This window comes from Nonomuraea sp. NPDC050153, assembly GCF_044460125.1.
Classification (GTDB): Bacteria; Actinomycetota; Actinomycetes; order Streptosporangiales; family Streptosporangiaceae; genus Nonomuraea.
This window is the reverse complement of sequence record NZ_JBITJQ010000027.1, coordinates 58,790-80,888: the sequence shown is the minus strand read 5'-3', so window position 1 is coordinate 80,888 and position 22,099 is coordinate 58,790. Positions and strand designations below refer to the sequence as shown.

General features: G+C 71.9%; 20 protein-coding genes. 5 read left to right on the top strand and 15 right to left on the bottom strand.

Annotation, left to right across the window (positions count from 1 at the left end):
* Positions 1–156 precede the first annotated feature (156 nt).
* The 4 genes from ACIBQ1_RS43885 to ACIBQ1_RS43870 form a co-directional block, all read right to left on the bottom strand.
* Positions 157–1,530 (bottom strand): MFS transporter, encoded by a 1,374-nt coding sequence (locus ACIBQ1_RS43885; protein ID WP_397286732.1) that lies wholly within the window; start codon positions 1,528–1,530, stop codon positions 157–159.
* A 57-nt stretch (positions 1,531–1,587) separates the two neighbouring features.
* Positions 1,588–2,151: a dihydrofolate reductase family protein gene (locus ACIBQ1_RS43880; RefSeq protein ID WP_397286730.1), complete on the bottom strand. Its 564-nt coding sequence runs from the start codon at positions 2,149–2,151 to the stop codon at positions 1,588–1,590.
* Positions 2,152–2,232: 81 nt separating this feature from the next.
* On the bottom strand, positions 2,233–2,691 hold the full coding sequence (locus ACIBQ1_RS43875; RefSeq protein WP_397286728.1) for a MerR family transcriptional regulator: 459 nt from the start codon (positions 2,689–2,691) through the stop codon (positions 2,233–2,235).
* A 79-nt stretch (positions 2,692–2,770) separates the two neighbouring features.
* Positions 2,771–3,595 (bottom strand): helix-turn-helix transcriptional regulator, encoded by an 825-nt coding sequence (locus tag ACIBQ1_RS43870; protein ID WP_397286726.1) that lies wholly within the window; start codon positions 3,593–3,595, stop codon positions 2,771–2,773.
* Between the two features lie 100 nt (positions 3,596–3,695).
* Here ACIBQ1_RS43870 and ACIBQ1_RS43865 point away from each other — a divergent pair, with 100 nt between their 5' ends.
* Positions 3,696–4,673: an NmrA/HSCARG family protein gene (locus ACIBQ1_RS43865; RefSeq protein ID WP_397286724.1), complete on the top strand. Its 978-nt coding sequence runs from the start codon at positions 3,696–3,698 to the stop codon at positions 4,671–4,673.
* Positions 4,674–4,676: 3 nt separating this feature from the next.
* Here the strand turns inward: ACIBQ1_RS43865 and ACIBQ1_RS43860 are convergent, their stop codons facing one another.
* Positions 4,677–4,991: an SCO4225 family membrane protein gene (locus ACIBQ1_RS43860; RefSeq protein WP_397286722.1), complete on the bottom strand. Its 315-nt coding sequence runs from the start codon at positions 4,989–4,991 to the stop codon at positions 4,677–4,679.
* A 256-nt stretch (positions 4,992–5,247) separates the two neighbouring features.
* Here ACIBQ1_RS43860 and ACIBQ1_RS43855 point away from each other — a divergent pair, with 256 nt between their 5' ends.
* Positions 5,248–5,754, top strand: a complete 507-nt coding sequence (locus tag ACIBQ1_RS43855; protein WP_397286720.1) for a recombinase family protein — start codon at positions 5,248–5,250, stop codon at positions 5,752–5,754.
* A 7-nt stretch (positions 5,755–5,761) separates the two neighbouring features.
* On the opposite strand, the gene ACIBQ1_RS43850 is transcribed toward ACIBQ1_RS43855, so the two are convergent.
* On the bottom strand, positions 5,762–6,574 hold the full coding sequence (locus ACIBQ1_RS43850; protein ID WP_397286718.1) for a phytanoyl-CoA dioxygenase family protein: 813 nt from the start codon (positions 6,572–6,574) through the stop codon (positions 5,762–5,764).
* A 401-nt stretch (positions 6,575–6,975) separates the two neighbouring features.
* Complete coding sequence (locus tag ACIBQ1_RS43845) at positions 6,976–7,794, bottom strand: dienelactone hydrolase family protein (RefSeq protein ID WP_397286716.1); 819 nt, start codon at positions 7,792–7,794, stop codon at positions 6,976–6,978.
* 90 nt (positions 7,795–7,884) lie between these two features.
* On the opposite strand from ACIBQ1_RS43845, the gene ACIBQ1_RS43840 reads away from it, so the two are divergent.
* Positions 7,885–8,856, top strand: coding sequence for a GlxA family transcriptional regulator (locus ACIBQ1_RS43840; protein WP_397286714.1), 972 nt, complete (start codon positions 7,885–7,887; stop codon positions 8,854–8,856).
* 259 nt (positions 8,857–9,115) lie between these two features.
* Here the strand turns inward: ACIBQ1_RS43840 and ACIBQ1_RS43835 are convergent, their stop codons facing one another.
* Complete coding sequence (locus ACIBQ1_RS43835) at positions 9,116–9,877, bottom strand: class I SAM-dependent methyltransferase (RefSeq protein ID WP_397286712.1); 762 nt, start codon at positions 9,875–9,877, stop codon at positions 9,116–9,118.
* A gap of 312 nt (positions 9,878–10,189) precedes the next feature.
* Here ACIBQ1_RS43835 and ACIBQ1_RS43830 point away from each other — a divergent pair, with 312 nt between their 5' ends.
* Positions 10,190–10,420 carry a hypothetical protein gene (locus ACIBQ1_RS43830; RefSeq protein WP_397286710.1) on the top strand — a complete coding sequence of 77 codons (231 nt, stop codon included), beginning with the start codon at positions 10,190–10,192 and terminating at the stop codon, positions 10,418–10,420.
* Between the two features lie 47 nt (positions 10,421–10,467).
* Here the strand turns inward: ACIBQ1_RS43830 and ACIBQ1_RS43825 are convergent, their stop codons facing one another.
* The 5 genes from ACIBQ1_RS43825 to ACIBQ1_RS43805 form a co-directional block, all read right to left on the bottom strand.
* The gene (locus ACIBQ1_RS43825; protein ID WP_397286708.1) at positions 10,468–11,160 is read right to left on the bottom strand and encodes an IMP cyclohydrolase; all 693 of its coding nucleotides are present in this window, start codon (positions 11,158–11,160) and stop codon (positions 10,468–10,470) included.
* 432 nt (positions 11,161–11,592) lie between these two features.
* A complete protein-coding gene (locus tag ACIBQ1_RS43820) occupies positions 11,593–12,024 on the bottom strand; it encodes a carboxymuconolactone decarboxylase family protein (protein ID WP_397286706.1) in 432 nt (143 codons plus the stop codon).
* Between the two features lie 202 nt (positions 12,025–12,226).
* Positions 12,227–13,345 (bottom strand): hypothetical protein, encoded by a 1,119-nt coding sequence (locus tag ACIBQ1_RS43815; protein WP_397286704.1) that lies wholly within the window; start codon positions 13,343–13,345, stop codon positions 12,227–12,229.
* A gap of 13 nt (positions 13,346–13,358) precedes the next feature.
* Complete coding sequence (locus tag ACIBQ1_RS43810; protein ID WP_397286702.1) at positions 13,359–15,929, bottom strand: DUF6493 family protein; 2,571 nt, start codon at positions 15,927–15,929, stop codon at positions 13,359–13,361.
* A 117-nt stretch (positions 15,930–16,046) separates the two neighbouring features.
* On the bottom strand, positions 16,047–17,495 hold the full coding sequence (locus ACIBQ1_RS43805) for an MFS transporter (RefSeq protein WP_397286700.1): 1,449 nt from the start codon (positions 17,493–17,495) through the stop codon (positions 16,047–16,049).
* A 131-nt stretch (positions 17,496–17,626) separates the two neighbouring features.
* On the opposite strand from ACIBQ1_RS43805, the gene ACIBQ1_RS43800 reads away from it, so the two are divergent.
* Complete coding sequence (locus ACIBQ1_RS43800; RefSeq protein ID WP_397286698.1) at positions 17,627–18,592, top strand: Lrp/AsnC family transcriptional regulator; 966 nt, start codon at positions 17,627–17,629, stop codon at positions 18,590–18,592.
* A 66-nt stretch (positions 18,593–18,658) separates the two neighbouring features.
* Here ACIBQ1_RS43800 and rph read toward each other — a convergent pair whose 3' ends face one another.
* Both rph and ACIBQ1_RS43790 read right to left on the bottom strand, forming a co-directional pair.
* The gene (gene rph, locus ACIBQ1_RS43795) at positions 18,659–21,313 is read right to left on the bottom strand and encodes a rifamycin-inactivating phosphotransferase (RefSeq protein ID WP_397286696.1); all 2,655 of its coding nucleotides are present in this window, start codon (positions 21,311–21,313) and stop codon (positions 18,659–18,661) included.
* A 31-nt stretch (positions 21,314–21,344) separates the two neighbouring features.
* Positions 21,345–22,097 (bottom strand): TioE family transcriptional regulator, encoded by a 753-nt coding sequence (locus ACIBQ1_RS43790; protein WP_397286694.1) that lies wholly within the window; start codon positions 22,095–22,097, stop codon positions 21,345–21,347.
* Positions 22,098–22,099: the final 2 nt, after the last annotated feature.

The window sequence follows — 22,099 nt, the reverse complement described above, 5'->3', positions numbered from 1 at the left end:
TGGGATGCGTGGGCCGGGCACCCGACGGTGCGTGTCGGGCGCCTGCGGCGTGCGCGGCGGCCAGGAGAGGCGGGGGCGACGGGCAGGCCGGCGGGGCGGCGCGGTCTGGTGTGGCGGGGCGCGGCAGCGCGGGGCGGAGCGGGACTGCGGGGCGGCTCAGAGCCGGGCGGCCTCGCTCATGACCTTGCGCGCGTCGCGTTCGAACGACGTCCGGGCCTTGAGGGTGAGAAGCCCGCCCGCGACCATCGGAGGCACCAGAACGTACATTCCAGCCAGCAACGACCCGAACTGGTCCGAGGAGATGCCGACGACCAGGGAGCCGAAAGCGCCGCCGCCCGTGGTGAGCAGTTGCAGGACGGCGAAGCCGAGCCCGCGCGAGGTGGCCGGCACCACGTCCGCCAGGCATGCCGTCAGGTTGGGCATCGCGATCGCCAGCAGCGAGCAGGCCAGCAGGACCAGCACGGCCAGCACGCCGATCGACTCCGTCGACAGCGCCACGGCCAGGACCAGTGAGCCGGCCGTGAGGCCGCTGCCACCGGCCAGCAGCCGGCCGCCCTTGCGCGTGCCGTGCCACCTGCGGCCCAGCCACGAGCCCACCAGGGTGCCGGTCAGCGTGCCCACGACCGGGATCAACCCGGTCAGCGAGCCTGCCAGGCCCGTGCTGACGCCGAGGCTGCGCACCATGAACGTGGGCAGCCAGTAGAAGATCCCGGACAGACCGAACGTCAGGAGGCAGAGGCCGGCGCAGACGAAAGCCAGGGTGGGGATGGCGAGGACCTGCCGCAACTGCCACCAGAACGGCAACCGCGCCGCGGTCGCAGGCATGGACGCGGCGGAAGCGTACGTGGGAGGGACCTGGGCGGCGCGCGCCGCGGAGACCGCGGGCATCCCCGCGCCTTCGGCCATCAGCCGGTCCAACTGGCCGCGGGGCGGCTCGCGGAGCAACCAGACGAGCAGGGCCGTCAGCACCCCGGGGACGACCATGACGAGGAACGCCGTACGCCACGAGAACGCCTCCGCCAGCACCGCGCCGAGCAGCGTCCCGAGGCCGCCGAGGTGTGTGGTGACCCGCGTGAGCCCGTACGCCTTCGCCCGGCTGACCGGCGGGTAGTAGTCGGCGAGCAGGCTGCCGGAGGCGGGGTTGTCGATGTTCTCGGCCGCGGCCAGGAGCACCCGCATCAGGTAGAACATCACGAAGCCCGTGGCCAGGCCGGAGCCGAGCGTGGCGACCGCCCAGACGAGGACGACGACCGCGATGATCCGGGTACGGCTGAGCCGGTCCGCGAGATACCCGGCGGGCAGGGCCACGAGTGCCGCGGCCAGGGCGGCGGCCGTCGGGATCGAGCCGGCGGCCGTGTCGCTGAAGCCCCATTCGCCCTGAACGGCCGGGAGCACGCCGGAGAGCAGGTTGTGCTCGATCCGGTCCACGAGCCCGACGATGAACAGGACCACCAGCGGCGCCCACCCGAACGGCGCCTGCGAGCCCACGTTCACGGCACCGGCGCGCGCCGATCCCAACGTCCCGACCATGTCCACCCTTCTCGAATCGCCGTCGCGGCCCCGACCCGCCCCCGGCAGGCCCTTGGCTCAGGCGCGCTTCGGCTCGTAGCGCAGCGCGGTGATCCCGCAGTCGAACGGCCGGGCCGTGACCAGGCGCAGCCGCTTGTAGCCGCCGCTCTCGCCGAACACCGGCATCCCGGCGCCGATCGCGACCGGGTTGACGAACAGGTGGAGCTCGTCGAGCAGGTCCTGGGCGATCAGGCTCGACACGAGCGTGCCACCGCCGTAAGCGATCATGTCGCCGCCCGGCCGGGCCTTGAGCCCGTTGACGATCTCGGCGAGATCGCCGCCCACGACCACGGCGTTGTCCCAGGGCGACTCGGTGAGGGTGTTGGAGATGACCACTTTGGGCGTGTTGTTCATCTTGTCGATGGACTCCTTGTCCTCGCCCTCGGGCCCGGCCGCCCACGCCGGGATGAACCCCTCGGCGAGCCTGCGGCCCAGCACGATGCAGTCGACGGGGTCGGTGAACGCGTCGATGTAGGCGTTGATGTCGTCGGTCCAGGGGAACCTCAGCCAGTCCATCTCCCCGTCCGGGCCGGCCATGTAGCCGTCGACGGTCATCTGGACCTGGAGCTTGAACGTGCGCACGAGGTGCTTCCTTCCTGGCTGAGGAGGTGTTGATCAAGAGAGTAGCGGCGGGCCCCCGCGGCCCGCCGGGTTTCCCTCCGCTCAGGCCAGGCACCCGTTCCCGCCGTGGTCGTGGAGCCCGACCGCGCCTTCCACGATGCGCCGGTAGTCGGGGCACTGGGTGAAGTCGTCCGCCGTGCATCGCATGAGGTGCTCGATCAGCGCCTTGGATGCCGCGATCTCCCGCAGGCGCTCCTCCAGCGCCGCGTGGTGGCGCTGGAGGAGCGCCTGACGTTCGGCCTGGCCGCAGGCGCCGAGCATCTCGCGGATCTGCTCCAGGCTCATCCCCGCCGCCTTGGCCCGGATGATCGTCAGAACGCGGACGACGTGGTCGGGGGTGTAGCGGCGGCGGCCGCTCACCCGGGCGGCCGGACTCAGCAGGCCCATCGCCTCCCAGTGGCGCAGGACGTGCGGCGCGAGATCGAACCGCTCGGCCAGCTCTCCGATCCGCATGAACTCGCTCGACTTCATGTTGACATTAACTTGCAGAGTCGCCGCCATGTCAAGCGATCATGCTGTTGGAGGCGGAGATGCCTCGGCGCCATCCACTGCCCTACGGCCACGGCCGCGCACGCACCGGTCAGGAGGAGCTCAGCGAGTCGAGCAGCCGGAGACGGTCGGCCGAGTCGGTCCCGGGGGCCGCGCCGAGGAAGATGATCCGCTGGCCGGGGTCGTCGGGCAGGCGCATGGTCTCCTCGTTGAGCTCCAGCGGCCCCACGAGAGGGTGGTCGATCCGCTTGACCGAGTAGGTGCACTCGGCGACCCGCTGGGCGCCCCAGGCGCGGGTGAAGTCCGGGCTCTTGATGCTCAGTTCGCCGATCAGCTCGGCCAGCATGGGATCGTCCGGCATGTCCCCGGTGGCCATGCGCAGGTAGGCGGCGACGTCGTCCGCCTGCGCCTCCCAGTCGGGATACAGATCGCGCGTCGCCGGGTCGAGGAACACCATCTTCGCCAGGTTGACCTGCTGACCGGGATTGAGTCCGTACAGCGCGTAGCCGAGCCGGTTGCCGCCGAGCAGGTCGAAATACCTGCCGACGATGATCGCCGCCTGGTCGGCGACCCCCTCCACCAGCGCCAGCACCGACGGGCGCAGCAACTCGGGGCCGTAGGGGCGGCGTACCGCCTGCACCTGTTCGGGCCGGGCCAGCCGCAGCAGATGCATACGCTCATCGGCGGTGAGCTGGAAGGCGTTGCCCAGCGCCTCCAGCACCGAGTCCGACATCTGATGGCTCTCACCCTGCTCCAGGCGCGTGTAGTAGTTCACGCTGATGCCCGCCAGCTGCGCCACCTCGTCGCGGCGCAGCCCCGGCACGCGGCGCGGCGTCCCGTACGTCGGCACGCCGCCCGCCTCGGGCGTCAGCGCGGCACGGCGGGCCCGCAGGAACTCCCCCAACTGCTCTCCCATGCCCCCATTGTCGCCGCCCGCGCGGGCCGCTCCCATCCCCTGGCATGGGTACCCAGGACAGGGGCAGGCGCCGCCGCGAGAACGCCGCCAGGGTGGAGGCATGAGCGAAAAGAAGATCATTGCCGTGGTCGGGGCGACCGGAGCGCAGGGCGGCGGCCTGGTGCGCGCCGTCCTGGCCGACCCCGACGGGCCGTTCACCGTCCGCGCCCTCACCCGCGACGCCGGCTCCCCGCAGGCCCGCTCCCTGGCCGGCCAGGGAGCGGAGGTCGTCTCCGCCGACCTCGACGACGAGGACAGCGTCCATCGCGCCTTCGCCGGGGCCTGGGGCGCCTACGTCGTGACCAACTTCTGGGCCCGGCGCACCCCCGAGCAGGAGGCCGCGCGCGACGCCGCCCGCATGGAGATCGACCAGGCGCACGTGGCCGCCCGCGCCGCCAAGGCCAACGCGCTGCGGCACGTCGTGTGGTCGACACTTGAGGACACCCGGCCGCACTTCGCCCACCTGGGCCGCCAGGTGCCGCGGCTGCTCGGGGATTACGCGGTGCCGCACTTCGACGCCAAGGCCGAGGCCAACGCGGCCTTCACCGGCCTGGGCGTGCCGACCACGTTCCTGCAGACCACCTTCTACTACGAGGCCTTCCTCCAGGGACAGGGTCCGCGCCGCGACACGAGCGGCCGACTCGTGCTGACGCTGCCCATGGCGGGCAACCCGATGTCCATGATCGCCGCCGAGGACATCGGCCGCACCGCGCTGGGCGTCTTCAAGCGGGGCCCGGAGTTCGTCGGCCGCACCGTGAGCATCGCCGGTGAGCACGCCGGCGGCAAGGAGCTGGCGGAGAAGTTCACCACGCTGCTCGGCGAGCCGGTGACGTACCTGCCGCTCACCTACGAGGAGATGCGGGCCGCCGGCTTCCCGGGGGCCGTCGAGATCGGCAACATGTTCGAGTTCTACTCCGAGGCGTCCGCCTACTTCACCGGCGTACGCGACCTGGGCCTGGTGCGCGAGCTCAACCCCCGGCTGCGCTCCCTCGACAGCTGGCTGAGCGAGCACCGCGACGAGATCGCGGCGACGATCTGACAGTCACCCCGCTCCCGCCCCGGCGGTCGGACGTCCCCGGAAGATCCGCCAGATCAGCCACGCCTGCAGCAGACCGGCGCCGCACAGGACCACGGTGAGCAGCACCGGGTTCGCGATCTGCGGCGGCACCAGGTCCCATCCCCACCAGATCAGCCAGCCGAGGGGGAAGGTGACGCCGATGAGCGCGACGCCGGTCAGCAGGATCGGATCCTGCACCGTCAACAGGATCACCAGCGAGATCACGCCGAGAGCCAGCACGAGCGCGGCGTAGACAAGGGCGAGAACCGCCGCGACCAGGCCGTTCCTGTAACGGCGCATCCGACCACGTCCTTCAAGGGAGACAACGGCGTCCACCCACGATCCTTACATGAACGCACGTCCGGGGCTCTCTTGAACACTTCGAGCGCAGGGACGATGTCGCGCCCCGGCCCGCATCTCCTGCCCCGCACTCCACCCGCCGTAGCCACACCGCCCGATACCCCCAGGGAGTATCTGGCGGTGCCGTCGCCGGGACGACGACACCGCCACGCCGGGCCGCGATGCTCGAACCTCACCGGAAGAAAAGCATCGCCCCATGTCATCGATGCTGGTACGGCACATCCTCACCGAGGCCGGACTACTGGTGCGAACCGAAGGCGTCGCCGAGGGATTCCGCCCCGCCGAGGGGGTGCTGCCGTTCGAGGACCCGGCGACGACGTCGAAGATCCCGGCGCTGGAGCGGCCCGCGTTCGCGAAGGTCGCCGCCGCTGCGCACCCCGGGGACATCCTGATCGTCTCGGAGCTGTTCCGGCTGTGCCGCGACCTGGTCGACAGCCACGCCGCACGCGGCTGGTGCCAGGCCCGCGGCGTCGCCCTGCGCGTCCTGTCGGGGCCCCTTGTCGAACTTCCACGACCTCGCGGCCAACGACGCCACGACAGCGCTGCTCATCAACGTCATCAGCGCCGTCGGGCAGTTCCAACGCGACCCGCAAAACGAGCTGACCGCCGAAGGGATCGCCACCGCCGAAGCCGAAGGCCGCTACCGCGGCCGACCGGCGCCCGGCTTGAAGAGGTGCGGTCGGCGTTCCAGGACGACGGATGAAGCATGTCTACCCGGCGCCGCAGTCGGTGCCGTCCCCGTCTGGACCGGGGGTGTCCTGTCCGAGGCCCCGACGGATCGCGATCTCTACGGGTGAGTACGCGCCGTCGGCCCGCTCCAGTTCGTACGGCGCGGCCGGCATCAGCGGCGGTTGGGCCATGAAGCGCGGCCGCATCCCATGGTGCGGTTGCGCCGCGTGCACCAGGAATGGATGGCACAGGAAGACGTCGCCCGGGGACCCGGTGGCGAGGGCGAGTGGCCGGTGGTCGGACGCCGCCACCAGATCGGGCGCCAGGGCCAGCCCGCTCGCCCCGTCCTCCCCGTACTTCTCCAGCACCTTCGGCACATCGAGGTGTGAGCCGACCCGGATCCGGGTCGGGGCGTCCTCCTCACCGACCTCGCTGAACAGGAACAACATCAGCAGCGCCCGGCCCCGGGAGCGCAAATTTGTGAAGTACCAGCTCTCGCCCTCCGGCAGATAGCTCCCCTCGATGTGCCAGCCCGCGTCGTCCGGCTCCTTTTCGTGCGGGAAGCGCAGCGGGAACGTGCCCAGCGAGTAGCGCGGCTCCCAGCATCCCGCGCCGACGAGCAGGTCGTACGCGCGATGGAGGAACGGGGAGTTGGGTGCGGCGGCGAACGGCCCCTGCGCCATGCCGGCCACCCAGTGCACGGGCTGCGTCCACGTCGCTGGATCGTCCGGTTCGCAGCCCGTCTCTCGCCATAGCAGCCGCGCGCAGTCCGCGGCCACGCGCGGCGCGACGGCGCCCTCCAACTTCACGAAGCCGTCACGAAGAAAGCGGGATACCAAGGTCGTGTCATCCATGCCCCCATCGTGCGGCGACACCGGCCCCGATCGCCCGACATTTTCTGCACCGCCTTGGTCGGGTGGTCACCGAGCCCCTCCTTGGGGGGCAGACCAAGTACGGCTGAAGGGGCCGTGTCCCACCCCACCTGGGAAAGTCGCTGATCAGTGGGTACGGCGACGGGGTGCCAAGACTTCGGCGACCTTGGTGATGGCCTCAGCGCCGGGTTTGACGACGTGCCTGCTTCGCCGGCCTCCTCTCATGCGCACAGTGACCAGCATCACCAATGACTGCTGAGCAACTTCCTCCGTGCCGGCCGCACCGCCCGCTTCCGGCTCGTGCGCGGACGTCCCGGTCACCATCGCCTGGGGCACCAAGGACCGCCTGCTCCGGACCGCCGCCTGATCAAGAGTGCGGCGAGCTAGGGGTGCAGGCGGGCGGTCAGGTGGGCGAGGATCTCGTCCCTTGCCTTCAGGGTGGGGTGGCCGTCCTCGTCGACCAGGTGGGCGGTGGTGACGCTGTGGGGGGTTCCGACGACGTCACGGAAGAACGGGGGCGGGTCGGTGTTGGCGGCGCCGCCCGGTAGGACGCGGCCGTCGAAGGCATCGCCGAGCAGCGCCCGGTAGGCGGCGAAGCGCTGGCCGGTGCACCAGCGGTCGTTGTCGAACCGGTAGGCAAGGACCGTGAGCCCGTCGCGCTCGACGCGATCCTGGACGGCGCGGGCGTCCTCGTCGCTGAGCTCAAGCCCCGCGGGGTCGTCCAGTGGCAGCGACGGGTGGTTGACCACCGGCGCGACGACGGACGGCTCAAGCGTCATGGTCAGGGCGAAGTTGCCGGTGAAGCACAGACCGATCGCGCCGACTCCCGGACCGCCGCACTCGCCGTGCGCCTGCCGCGCGAGGCCGCGCAGCCACGCGGTGACGGGGCTGGTGCCGCCCCCGGCGAACGCACGGAACTCGGCGCTGACGCACGCGCGGCGGACGACCTTCTCCCCGTCCTCGGCCGTGGGGTAGGCCCCGTCGACGCCGAACAGCGAGGGGACGTACACGGTGAACCCCGCGTCCCGCACCCACCGCGCCAGCCGGAGGACGTCCGGGCTGATGCCGGGCATCTCCGGCATCAGTACGACACCAGGTCCGGCCCCCGAGACGTACACGGTCTTCACCACCCCGTCAACGTCCACCCGCCGGCGGGAGAAGTCCGTGATCGCGTCGTCAAGACGCCCGTTGGCTGCGTTCATGGGGACAAGCCTGGACTGCCGCTCCCTTGCACCGGGATAGGCCGGATCGCCATTTATCAAGGTAATCTCGCCACGGACGAGGAGGCGGATATGAGCGCGTTGCGGGTCGGGGTGCTGGCCTATCCGGGGTGCTTCGCGTCCGAGGTGTTCGGCGTCCCCGATCTCCTGACGATGGCCGCGCACATCGCCGGCCCGGACCGCGACGGCTACGAGGTGTCGATCGTCTCGCCCCGCCGTCGCGTCGCCGCATCCGGTGGCGCTGTGCTGGCCGTTTCTCCGCTGCGCGACGTCGATGTCCTGGTCGTGCCCGGCTTTGAACTCGCGCCCGGCCTTGATGTGGACGTGAAACTGGCGTCGCTGGCCCCCGAGATCGCGGCGATCCGCTCCCACGCCGCCACGGGCGAGGCCGTCGTCGCGATCTGCGTCGGGGCGTTCCTGCTGGCCGAGGCGGGCCTGCTCGAGCGACGGCGGGCGACGACGGCGTGGCTCTTCGCGGACGAACTGGCACGGCGCTGCCCGGACGCCGACGTCCGGCCCGAACAGATGGTCGTCACCGACACGGGAGTGACGACGACCGCCGCCTTCAGCGCCATGTACGACTTCGCACTGGAGCTGATCCGCCGCCACAGCGGCGCCGGCGTGGCGCGGAGGACCGCGCGGGTGGCGCTCGTCGACGACGCACGATCGTCCCAGGCCCCCTACGTCGACGCCGGGCTTCTCCCGCAGCCGGGGAACGGGTTCTCCCGCAGGGTCATGCGGTGGCTCGACCAGAACCTCGCCGCCCGATACGACCTCGCTGCACTGTCGGAGACCTTCAACGTCAGCACCCGGACGCTGCTGCGCCGCTTCGCGCAGGAGACCGGACAGAGCCCGCTGGAGTACCTGCAGACCTCCCGCGTCCGCCGCGCCCGCCACCTCCTGGAGACCACGGACGGCACCGTCGGAGCCATCGCCGCCACGGTCGGCTACCGGGACTCCGGCACCTTCGCAGCCCTCTTCGCCCGGCACACCGGACGACGCCCGCGCGACTACCGCACCACCTTCCGGCGCCGGACGGGCTGACAGGCGAAGAGCCCGCGCGTCATCGAGGCCGTCCGCCGCCGCCTCGGCCACGCCTCCACCGAGACCACCCAGCTGTACGCGCTGCTGGACGACAAGGTCGCCGACGCCGAGATCCGCGCCGCACGCCGACGCCGGGACCGGGCAACGAGCCAAGCCGCACGACAAGATCCCGCCGGACACGCCTGCGAGGTCTTGTCGTGTGGCGATGCTCTCAGGCCAGGAACGCCTCCGAGCGGGGCATCCGCCGTCTGCGGAGCATTCAGCAGCGCAGGCGAGCGATGTAGCCGGGGCCTGCCGGATCGCGCTCCAGGGCCTCCAAGGTCCACGTCGACTCGGCGACGGCGGCCGCCAATTCGTCCGGCGTCGCGAGCCAGTAATCGAACCATGGAGTCGTCGTCGCGCCGTCCCGTACCCGGATACGCAGCTGTCCGCGGGCCCGCCCGCGGCGGAGATTCCAGGCGTGGTAGTCGGCGTGGGCGCCGCCGTCGCCGGGATCCATGCCCGAGCCGATCAGCTGTGCGCCGGGGCGGGCCACCGCGGCAAGTGCCGCCAGGACCTCGGGCGCCTGCGCCGGGCCGCCCAGCAGGGCAAGGTTGTTGCCAAAGAGGGCGATCGTGTCGAACTCTCCGAGCCCTTCGGGCAGGGACGGCACCGAGCCGAGGACCGCCTCGACCCCTCGTTCGCGTGAGACGCGCACCGCCTCGGGCGACGGCTCCAACCCGACCACCTCATGGCCGAGAGCCGACCACGGGACGGCGTGCCGCCCGCCGCCGCACCCCACGTCCAGGATCCGGCCAGCGGCCTGCTCCCAGCCCCAGCGCTCCAGGTCCGGCCAATGCTCCGGCTCAGCGAAGTACCGCGACGCATCGTTGGCGGAGATCAGGCCGTCGTCGCGCTCGATCACCTCAACCGCTGACCACGGCGCGGCGCCGGCGTCCCAGCAGCGGGCCAGGATGCGGCCGAAGGCGTCGTCGATGCGGGGTTGCGGTGGGTTCGGGTTCGAAGCCGGATCTGTGTCCATGGACGCAAGGATGTCGCCCTGACCGCAGGACGCTCATGTGAATAACCGGCGGGCAGGCTGGTGGTCGGGCACGCGCCCGGCGTGGCCACAGGCAACGCACATGTACGACACGGCCGCCCCCGTGGAGCAGTTCGAGGTCTCTCGCTGCAGGCAAGATCCTTCTCAGCGCCAACGGCTGTCCACCGGTTCCTCGACCCCGATGCCCTCGACCGACCCGGCCCCCGGTGCCGGGTCTGGGTCACCCGCTACATGCGCCACGGACACGGCGATGAGTTCAGCGCCCGCGACGCGATGTCCGCCGCACGAGCGGCGATGACATCGGTCAAGGACATGCACCGCGCCACCACCTTCGAGGCCGGCAACCCCCACTCGATCGCGCGCAAGGAGTTCGCCACGATGGCCCAAGCCGCCGACGAGTGCATCACGAAAGTCGCCGGCATCGACAAGGTCGGCCCGCAGGCAGTCCGGCACGAGAACACCAGCCTGCTCACGCAGATGATCGCCGACCTGGAAACCCGGCTCACCGAGCCGGCGGCAGGCTGACCAGGGCCGCCTTCGCGCTATGGCAGCCATCCTGCGGACGCACCCAGCTACGGACCTTGGTGGCGCAGAGCCGTCCCATCAAGGTCTTGGGGCGTGAAGGTCGCGGCCGCCACCCGGAATTGCGGAACAAGTGCTTCCCACAACTCCTCCAGGAACTCATGCTGATCGGCTGCTTCGGTCAGGGCTTCGAGGAACGGCTCTCCGGTGACCAGGAACTGGCCATCGGATACATAGGTGGTCATCAGCACGGCATCACCGGGAGCCAGATCCCGGATGGAGAGAGTCAGCAGATTGGTCGTGGTTCGGTCGCTGAGGCTGCGACGGGCAGCGCCGAACCAGGCATCCGCAGGGGAGGCCAGATTCACGATCACCGTGATTCGCGGCGTGAAGATCGGCGGATCAGGTTCATAGTCCAGGCCGTCCAGCGCGAGCGCCGGCGGCCGTCCCGCCTGCAGGTGATCGGCCACGGCGGCTACCTGCTCCCCGTTCCCGAACACAAGCCAGCCATCACGTTGCGTGGCGGCAACGTAGTGTCGCAGCGGATCGTTCGGGGTTGGATCGGTTGGGCCGACGACGAGTTCGTGACCGACCAGGCGCAAAGCACGCGCCTTCGACGCCTGGCTACGGCCGGTCAGGACATAGCCGCCACACATCACACCATCGAGAGTCCTGGCCCACACCACGCTCCGACCGGGATAGCGGTTGGCCTGGAGAATCTTCCGCAGCGGCTGCAAGGACACCCGAACTCCCTTTCGCGATCTGGCCGCTCGTTGATCCACCAGCGGCAGCCGCGGCCAGCCTACTTGCCTGACATGCCTTACCGACCTTCAAGCGGCTGACCAGCTACTTCGCTCAAGAACCCCAGATAACTGCTGAACGCGCCCCGAGCTCCCGCCTCTCAGCATCCCAGGCTGTTCGTGAGACAGCCGAACTGAAGCAGATCGGTCCCTACCTCATCATCGAGACCAGATGGGATCTTGTCGTTCCGGGGCACTGAATCGGCCGCCTCCGAAAGTGGGCTCATGACGCGTGAGCCGGAATGCTCCGTGTGCCCGCACGTCTCCGCCGCGAGCCCATGGGCCCACACAAACGTGTTCGTAGCGGTTGTGCGTCAGCCATCCGGTCGCGGAGTTGGAGGATTTCCACCCTTTGGCGTTCTTGTGGAGCAATTCCTAGTCTTCATGGGACCGGACTACGGCCCCGGGCTCTCCCAGCCGGGGGAGCTGGGACATGAAACTGACCGCCCGGCGCAGCAGCGGGACGGTCACCGACCCAGCCCCCACGAGCGCGATCTGCAAAGCTTCGATCACCTGACCACGACTGACCTGCTCCTCGTCGCAGCGTTCGAGGTGGTAGTAGACACACTCCTCGCAGTCCTTCACCACCGAGATGACCAGACCGAGTAGTTCCTTGGTGGCGGCAGGAAGGACGCCATGCCGATAGGCCAGGCCATCCAACGCGAAGAACGACTCGAACACGGAACCAAAGGCACGCAACCGCTCGTTGCCTTCCGCTCGGGCGCGGCGGAAGGCCGCCGGGGCAGGCGCGGTCGCGTTGCCTGCGGCGGAGTCAGGGTTGCCTGGGTTGCTGGTGGTATCAGACATGCGAAAATCCTTGCTCAGCCACCCCCGTGAAGGCCAACGATGATTTCTGACTGGCGTATCAGCCATGCTTATACAGCTGACGGCGCGGCCTCGATGAGGTCGGGATGGTGTTGCATCCCCCTGAGCTGGTCGATGTCATGTTCGGCGCGCAGGCCGCCTCCAGCCACCCGCGGCCCGCGCAGGAGCAGCACCCCTGCCTCCTTCAGTGGCGACGCGGCACGAACGCCGGTAACCCCGCCACGTCCACATCCGCGTCCGGCCACCGCCGCCGCAGCGCCTCGGCCACCCGCCACCCCCACCCGGCCAGCCCCGGCAGCACCCCGAACGACTCCGCCACCCGCGAAGCCGCCTCCACCGTCGCCACCAGCTGCACCCGGCTGTCGTCACCCGCCGCCCGCCCGTCCAGCAGGGACAACCGCTGCAACCGCAGCAACGCGTACGCGAAACACGCTGCCGCCAGCCCGAAACCGAACCGCCGATCGTCCTCCGCCTCCGGCACCCCCGCGGCCAGCGCCCGCCGGTACGCCTCCCCCATCCCGCCGTCCACCGACAACCACGCGGGGCCCGGAACGTACAGGCAGACCGCATCGTGCAGCGCGTGCGTGAACCCCGCGAACTCGAAATCGATCACCCGCGCGTCCGGCGCCCCCGACGACCGCACGAGCACGTTGTTCGCCTCGGCGTCACCGTTGCTCAACGCCAGGAACGGCCCCGGATCCCCCAGCTCCTCCAGCACCACCGCCAGCTCCCGCTCGGCCCCGCCCGCCACCTCCAGCCCCAGGGCCGCGACCTGCAGCCGGCCCTCCTCCCGGAACCCGGCGAACCTCCCCGCGCAATCCTCCGCCCGATCCACCGCGCCCAGCGCCGCCCTGCGCGCGTAATAGTCCTCCGCCCGCCCGGCCGTCACGGCGTTGAGCTCGCCGCGCACCCGGGCGAACGCCGCCAACCGCTCCCCGTGCGCAGCCGCGCCGTCGGCCCGCAGCAGGCCGTCCAACGCCACCCGCGGCCCCAGATCCTCCAGCACCACCACCCCCGCCTCCAGGTCCGCGGCCACCACCCGTGGAGCCAGCCGCACGCCGAGGTCGTCGGACAGGAACCGCAAGGCGGCCACCTCGCTCCGCAGCCGCCACGACTGCGAACGATCCGGACCGGGCCGATGGGGCCGCATCCACTTCACGATCACCGCGCCGGGCGGACGGCTCAGCTCCGCCCGTGCGACCGCCCAGGGCTCCAATCGCCGCCACCCGGCGACGGTGGCCGGCGCCAGCAGCCTTTCGACCTTGTCGACAAGGGTGTTCTGTGGGAGATCGAGGTCGACCACAAGCCCGGCGCCTTTACAAAGTAGATTTCTTAGGCGTGGTGACCAGCTGCTGCAGCCGCCGCGCCTCCTGGACCAGCCTGCTCGACCCCTTGCGGGCCGCCACCGCCGCCACCTCCGGCAGCTCGGCGCGCACACCGGCGATCCTGGCCGCCCGAGCCCCCGCCGCCAGCAGGTCGGCCAGCCCCGCGCGGGGCCGCTCGCCGTCCTGGGGCAGGAGCCCGGGCAGCAGCCGCACCACCACCTCCCACACCGCCTCGTGCGCCCCCGCCTGGGTGGCGTCGTCGAGCACCGACACCACCCGGTTGAGCTTGACGAACCCCTTCACGACCAGCGCCGTCAGCGTCTCGCCCAGCACCTGCGCGGGCACCTGGCCGCGCGCGGCCAGGGTCAGGAGGGCATCGGTGGCGGCGGCCCGGTTGGCGGCGTGGGCGTGGCCCATGCCGCAGGCGAGCGCGTGCGCCACGCCGCTGCCGAGCGGCCCGTCGCCGTGGGCCAGCGCGCCCAGCGCGTGCGTCTGCTGGTCGCCGGACTCCATGCCGATCGACAACATCCAGACCATGTGCGCGGCCACGACCTCCCGATGGGAGGGCATGGCGAGCGGCCACCAGGCCAGTGAGAACGCGTAACCGGCCTCCGGCCGCCACAGCGGGCGCAGCTCCTCGGGAAGGTCGTCCGGCACGTCCAGCACGGGGTGCAGGACGTGCGAGAACGACAGGTAAAGACTCGTGCGCTGCTCGCGCAGGTAGACTTTGACCCGCGGATCGGCGGGCCCGCCGCCGCGCATCCAGTCGGCGCACGCCCGGCCCGCCTCCGAGGTCAGCTGCTCCGCCCGCCGCACGCACGCGTCCGGGATGTCGCGGGGCAGCCGCAGCAGGGCCTGGATCAGGTCGGCGGGCAGCGCCCGCGCCCCGGCGGCCTCCAGCCGCTCGAAGCGGTCGAGCAGCACCTCGGGGTCGACGTGGCCGCTGCCCGCCGTGGGCGTGGCCAGCAGGACCGGACAGCCGTCGCCCGCCAGGAACGACAGCGCGAGCTCGTGGGCGCGGCCGAGGTAGAGCTGCTTGAACCCGCCCAGGGTCGGCGGCTGCCGGACGTCGGGCTTCGGCAGCGAAGCACTGGTCTCGGGGGAGGCGAACGCCAGGAAGGCCCGCCGCACGGCATGGATCTCCCCGTCGAGGCTCCCGTGCTCGTAGTGGCCGAAGAACCACGGATCGAGCGGCTGCCACCAGGGGCGCAGCTCCTCACGCAGGGCGTCGGGCGCCCGCCGCGACCACTCGACCAGCCCGGCCAGGAGCCGTTCGAACGTGTGCGGGTCCACGTTGTCGGCGGCCGCCGCGCGGACGAGCTGGTCCGGCGAGGCGTACGGCGGCGGCAACGCCGGCCCTTCCCCCACCGCCGGCAGCGGCGTGACGTGCATGTCCTCGGCGGCGATGCCGCCCCCGTAGGCCGCGGAGACCCGCTCGCGCAGCTCCTCGGGCAGCCCGGGCGCCGCCTGCCGCACCGCCTCGCGGCCGGCCTCCCCCGCCCGCGGCGCCAGTTTGACGGCCAGCCGCACGGCGCGCTCCTGCAGCGCCAGGGTGTCCTGCGCGAAGATCAGGGACATGGCGGCCAGCACGACGTCCGCCCGGCGCGCGTCGCGCAGCACGGCGTCGCCGGCCCACGACAGGGCCGCGCGCAGCAGCTTCTTCTCCGGCCGGAACGCCAGCGCCTCCACCGCCTCGGCGAACAAATCCTCCTCCAGCCGCCCCGCCTCCTCCAGCCGCCGCAGCTGCGCCAGCGCCAGATCGGCCACCGCCACCGGCCCGGCGGGCAGCAGCCGGGTGTAGTCTCTGGCCCGCTCGGCGGCCTCGTCGATGTCGAGGTCGAGCCGATCGTGCAGGACGGCCAGGGCGCTCGCCGCCGACGGCCCGTCACGCAGCAGCCGCCCCACGATGCCGTCGATGACCCGCTTGCGCTCCAGCCGGCCGTCCTCGACCAGCCGGGCGATCGTGCCCACCTGCCCGGGCAGGGCCTCGGCCAGGCCGTCGATCTCGAACAGCCGCGGCGCGAACGCCGTGAACAGCGGATCGGTGACCGCCGTCCCCGGGTGGAGCGCGCGTAACCAGCCCACCATGAACACGTCGCCGTCGGGCGGCTCGATCCCGGTCTCGCGCACCAGCGCCGCGGCCACCGCCCAGTGCCGCATGTCGTTGAGGCGCAGACGCCCGGCGACGCGGCGCGCCACGTCCGCCCGCCACTCGGCCGGCCGATGGCGCAGCAGCAGGACGATCCGCTCGTCGTCCTCGCTCTCGGCCCACAGGAACTCGCGCTTGAACAGCCACGCCGTGACGGCCGCGGCACCGCCCAGGCATGCCACGCCCACCAGCCGCAACGGCCTGAGCTGCCGGCGCCAGGAGGACCACCTGTCCTCCCGCACCGCCGCCATGTGGTCGGGCAGCCGCGCCGCCACCGCCTTGCGCTCGTCGGCGTCCAGCTCCAGCAGCAGGCGGAAGACCCGCGCCACGTCACCGCCCTTGGCCGGCTTGACCAGGCGCTCCCAGGCGCTCATCCGGCCACCTCCGAAGCGGGCCGGGAAGAACCGGCGCATGCCCCCACCTCCGCTGCGTCAACCATGACGGTGACCCTAGCGATCACCCCCGACAATCTCGGAGCCCCGCCCGATGCCGCTAGGTCATCGGCAATCCCCGCGGCACCGCCTGAGGGGTCAGAGCCGGGACGGCTCGCCCGTGGTCGCATGCTCCTGTTCCGGCGAGCGCCCCGCAGGGGTCCGCATGAACGCCGCCGCGACGGCCGTCGCGGCCAGCAGCACGAGGGCGAGCCCGAACGCGAGCGCCGCCGCGGCGTTCGCGTCCGGGCCGCCGACCAGGCGGTGGAGGAAGACGCTGCCGAGGAGGGCGATCCCCAGCGTGCCGCCGAACTGCTGGACGGCATTCAGCAGCCCGGCCGCCGACCCGACCTGATGGGGGCGCAGGCGCGCCAGGGCGGCGGTGAAGAACGGCACGGTGGCCATGCCGTTCCCGGCCCCGCTCACCAGGAGCGCCGCCACCAGCAGCCACGGGTACGCGGCCAGGTAGGCGGCGAGGGCGCCGAGCAGCCCGGCGAACAGCGTCGCGAGCCCGGCGAACATGATCCGCCACTGGTTGCCGGGCGTCATCCGCGTGCCCACGACCGCGGAGGAGATCGCCATCCCGACCGACCACGGGAGCAGGGTCAGCCCGGCGGTCAGGACGTCGCGGCCCAGGCCGAGCTGCACCTGCAGCACGACGACCAGCATCAGCCCGGTGGTCACCGCGAAGAGCAGCGTCGAGGTCGCCAGCGCGGCCGGGAAGACCCGGTCGCCGAACAGGCTCGGCTCGATCAGGGGAACGCGCCCGCGCCGGGCACGGCGGCGCTGATGGAGCCCGAACGCCACCAGGACGAGGGCGCCGGCGACGAGCAGGGCCGCGCTCCACCCCGGCCGCAGGGCGTCGCCGCCCTCGATGAGCGGGTAGACGACCAGCCCCGCCCCCAGCACCACCAGGCCGGTCCCGGGCAGGTCCAGCCGGGACGCCCGCGCGGCCCTGTCCTCGCGCGCCACGGGGCCGGCCGCGAGCACGGCGACGGCGAGGGGCACGTTGACCAGGAACGCCGACCGCCACGAGGAGCCGAACAGGTCGGCGTGGGTGAGCACGGCGCCGAGCATCGGCCCGAAGACCACCGACAGGCCCATGACGGGCCCGATGGCGCCCATCGCCTTGGCCAGTTCGGAGCCGTCGAACATGGAGCGGATCAACCCGATCGTCTGCGGGATGATCAGGGCGGCGGCCGTGCCCTGGACCGTCCGCGCGCCGATCAGCGCCCCGGCGGTGGGCGCCAGCGCGCAGCACGACGATGCCGTCGCGAACCCCGCGACCCCGATCAGGAACACGCGCCTGCGCCCGAACAGGTCTCCCAACCGGCCGCCCAGGATCAGGAACGCCGCGAACGGCAGCGTGTAGGCCGAGCTGAACCATTGGATGGCCGACTCGGAACCGCCGAGCCCGGCCCGGATCACCGGCGCCGCGACCTGCACGATCGTCGCGTCCAGCACGTTCATCGCCTCGGCGGTCAGCAGCGCGCCCAGCACGAGCCATCGCCACCGGTAGGCCGCTTTCGGATCTTCCCGAACCGGCATGTCTCATTCCCCCTCAGTCGTACGGATGACCTCCGCGACCAAGGCTGCCGCCGGCGGCACCGGCGATTCCGCAATGCCGGCGATGTTCGAGCTATTTTTCCGGCTTGCCCCTTCTCGTGCATGATTTATCCATGCTCGACGATCTGGACCGCAGTGTGATCCATGCCCTGCACATCGACGGGCGGGCGCCGTTCAGCGGCATCGGCCGGGTCCTCGGCGTGTCCACCCAGACCGTGGCCCGCCGCTACCAGCGGCTGCGCGCGAACGCCTCCCTGCGGGTCGTCGGGCTCCCCGACCCTCGCCGGGTGGGGAGCAGCCAGTGGGTGGTCCGCCTGACCACCAGCCCGGCCACCACCCGTACGCTCGCCCACGCGCTGGCCCGGCGGCCCGACACGTCCTGGATCAAGCTGCTGTCCGGCGGCACCGAGATCTTCGCCATGATCCACGTCCCGCACGGCGTGGACGACCCGCCCTCGATGCTGCTGCACGACCTGCCCAGGAAGGCGGGGATCACCGCGGTCTCCGCCCAGTACCTGCTCCACCCCTACCGGGGCGGGCCCACCGCGTGGCGAGGCATCGCCCAGACCCTCGACGACCGGCAGCGGCAGCAGCTCGCGCCGGCCCACGCCACGCCGCCCGGCCGGCTGTCACCGGACCGCGCCGACCAGGACCTGCTCGACGCCCTGCGCCACGACGGCCGCGCCAGTTACGCCGACCTGGCCAGGGCCACCGGCTGGTCCGAGGCCACAGTGGCGCGGCGCCTGACCGACCTGCGCGCCCACGGCACGATCTTCTTCGACGTCGAGATCGACCCCGTCCTCCTCGGCGTCGCGACGCAGGCCGTGCTCTGGATGGCGATCGCGCCGGCGCACCTCGACCACGTGGCGACCGCTCTGGCGGGCCACGACGAGCTCGCCGCCGTCGCCCACACCACCGGCCCCACCAACCTGCTGGCCCACGCGCTGTGCTCGGGCACCGATCACCTGCACCGCTACATCACCCACCGCCTGGGAGCGCTGGCCGAGATCCGCACCATCGAGACCGCTCCCGTCCTGCAGACCCTCAAGCACGCCGGGCCGTTCCGCCCGGGCCCCTGACCCTCACGGGGGCCGGGGCCGGGCCGATCAGCCTGGCCGCCACCGCTCGGTACAGCGCCGGCCTGGTCAGAGCAGTTCGACGTACCCCTCGGTGCCGTTGACCCGGATCATCCGGCCGTCCTCGATGCGCCGGGTGGCGTTCTCCACGCCGACGACCGCGGGCAGCCCGTACTCCCTGGCGACCACCGCGCCGTGGGTCATCACTCCGCCGACCTCCATCACCACGCCCTTGACCGAGACGAACAGCGGCGACCAGCTCGGGTCGGTGTAGACGGTGACGAGGATGTCGCCCTCCTCGACCGCCGCCTCGTCCATGTTCAGCACGATGCGGGCGCGCCCCTCGACGACGCCCGACGACACGGCGATGCCCGCCAGCGCGCCCTCGGGCAGGGCGCCGGTGTCGTACTCGCCGGAGATCACCTCGCCCTCGGAGGTGATGACGCGCGGCGGCGTCAGCTTGCGGTACTCCTCGAACGCCTCCCGGCGCTCCTCGACGAGGGGGTAGTCGAGCCGCCCGGTCCGCGCGGCCTGCCGGAACTCCTCCAGCGACAGGAAGTACACGTCCTGCGGGTCCCTGATCGCCCCGCGGGCGACGAGCCGCGCGGCCTCGGCGAGCAGCGCCCGCTTGTACAGCTCGTACCTCTGGAGCAGGGCGTGCTTGGAGTACTCGCGGTAGCCGATGAAGTGGCGGATGAGGCTCATCTGCCGGGCCGCCTTCTTGGCCTTGCGCTCGCCGCCCGGCAGCGCCCTGAGCCGTTCGAGCAGGCCGGCGACGGTGCGCTCGGCCTCGGCGCGGCCCCGTTCCACCTTGCGGGCGCGCTCGCCGGGCGCGAAGTTCCTGACGTTGCTCAGCAGGAGCGGGACGAGCTGGGTGGGGTCCTCGCTCCACCGGGTCCTGGTGATGTCGATGTCGCCCGAGCAGTGCATCCCGTACGTGCGCAGGTAACCCTCCAGGGCGCGGCGGGCCTCGGGGCCGCCCTCCAGGCCGTCGAGCCCGGTCAGGATCGTGTCCCGTCCGGCGCGTTCGAGGTGCTCGACCACCGCCGGGCAGGGGCGGACGGCGTCCGCGACGTCCAGCAGGTCGAGGCCCATGGCGGCCACCACGTTGTGGTCGGCGGACTGGGCGATGGCGTCGGCGGCGTTCCGCACGCCGAGCCAGGCTTTCATGCGCTTGTTGACCCAGTTCACCGCCTGGATGCCGACGAAGGCCGCCGCCACGCTGCGCGGGTCGAACGTGAGCCGGGCCAGCACGTCGTGGTCGTCCAGAATGTACGCGAACAGCTCGTCCCCCGCCTTGCCCGCGATGCCGCGCCGCAGCTCCTCAACCGTCCGCTCGTTCTCGGCGATCAGCTCGGGCACGGCCGCGGCGTCGTCCTTGCCGGACATCTTCAGATATTGGCGGGCCATCGGCAGCAGCCCGCCCTCGCCGAAGTCCAGCATCGAGGTCTTGCCGTGGGCCAGGTCGCGTACGAAGTCCTTCCTGGTCAGGACCTGGCGCAGGGCGTTGGCCATGAGGACGTCCACCTGGCCGAGGCTCTTGAGCGTGACCGCGCGGGCCCATGTCGAGGACAGCTCGGGCGAGACGTCCTTGTAGAACCGGCCGCCGGACACCGTGCCGGCCGAGCGGCCCAGCCGGTCGTGCAGGAGCGCGAACACCGACAGGCCGAGGGGCTTGAAGGCGTCGGTCATCATCTGCCGGTGGCCGTACGACATGAAGACGTGGTTCTTGCCGTCGCCCGTCTCGGGCACCGGGTAGAGCGTGGTGATCGGGCGGCTCTGCAGGACCTGGAACTCGCCGCCGACCAGGCCCCACTCGATGTCCTGCGGGCGGCCGAAGTGGCTCTCGACGCGGCGGCCGAGGCGTTCGAGGCGGACGATCTGCTCGTCGCTCAGGGTCTGGACGTGCCGGCGGGCGGGCTCGATCTCCCGCTCCTCCGTGCCGCCGTCCGGCGCGGGGCGCAGCTCGACGGTCTGGGTGACGACGTTGCGCGTGATGATCTCGCCCGCGCGGACGCGGTAGTTGTCGGCGTTGGCCACGCCCGACACAAACGCCTCGCCGAGGCCGAACCCGGCGTCGATCGAGACCACCTTCCGGTTGCACGTCACCGGGTCGGCGGTGAACATGATGCCCGCCGCCTCGGGGAAGACCATCTCCTGCACGACCACGGACACGCGGACCGCGCGGTGCCCGAAGCCGCTCTTGATCCGGTAGGCCACCGCCCGGTCGGTGAACAGCGACGCCCAGCAGCGCCGCACGCTCGCGAGCACCGCCGGGGCTCCCCTGACGTTCAGGTACGTGTCCTGCTGGCCGGCGAACGAGCTGGAGGGCAGGTCCTCGGCGGTGGCGCTGGAACGCACCGCGCAGGGCACGTCGCCGAGCTCCCCGAGCCGGCGCAGGATGTCGTCCTCGATCCCGGCCGGCACCGGCAGCGTCTCGACGGCCTCCCGGAGCCGGGCGCACGCCTCGGCGATCCCGGCACGGTCGTCCGCGCGCAGCCCGCAGAGCCCGTCGATCAGCGTGGCGATCGTCGCGTCCGGCTCGACGACCGCGCGGTAGGCCTCGGTGGTGACGCAGAAGCCCGGCGGCACCCGTACCCCGTCGACGGCGGACAGCTCGCCGAGGTTGGCCCCCTTGCCGCCGACCAGGGGGAGCAGGGTCTTGTCGATGTCGTGGAAGCCGAGCACGTAGGCACCCATGGCGTGTTCCCGTCTGCCTGTCATGGCTAATTAAGATACAGAGCTGCTCCGTATCCTAATCTTTCGGGGTCGCGTCGGCACGGGCGGGGTGGCTCAGGTACGCGTCGAGCCCGGCGGCGCCGGTCAGCATGGCGCGCCCGCGGGCCGTCAGCCGGGCCCGCCAGTCGCGCAAGGTCGCCTCCAGGGGCGCGATCCCGCCGGCGGAGCGCACCTGGGCGAGCAGCGGCGCGATCTGCTCCAGCAGGTAGCCACCCCGCCTGAGCTGGTGGGCCAGCCGGGCGTCGCGTACGTCGGCGGCGGTGTAGACGCGGTAGCCGGTTTGAGGGTCGCGGCGCGGGCCGACCAGCCCGGCGCGCTCCCACTTGCGCAGGGTCGCGGGCCTGATCCCGAGCTGCCTGGCCAGCGGGCCGATGAAGGTGGCGCCGCCGGGCCCGGGGCGCTCCGGCGGCGTCGCCGGTCCGGGCGCCTCCTCCGACGTCAGGTCGCGCAGCGCCCGCTCCACGGCCACCAGCGTCCGGCGGTCGTCGAGCAGCTGGGCGTGGCTCTCGTCGATGAGCCGCAGGGCCTGCTCGTCCGCGCCCCTGTTCACCTCCTGCATGATCGAGGTGGCCGTCTGGTGGCCATGGCCGGGGATCAGCGCGAGGAAGGCGCGCAGGGCCTCCCGGTGGACCGGGGTGTAGGTGCGGTAGCCGTGAGGCGTGCGCGCGGCCGGCGGGAGGATGCCCGCCTCTTCGTAGTTCCGGATCGCCTGCGTGGACAGGCCGTGCTCACGCGCCAGGTCCACGGGTCTGAGTCGCTCGCGGGGCATGG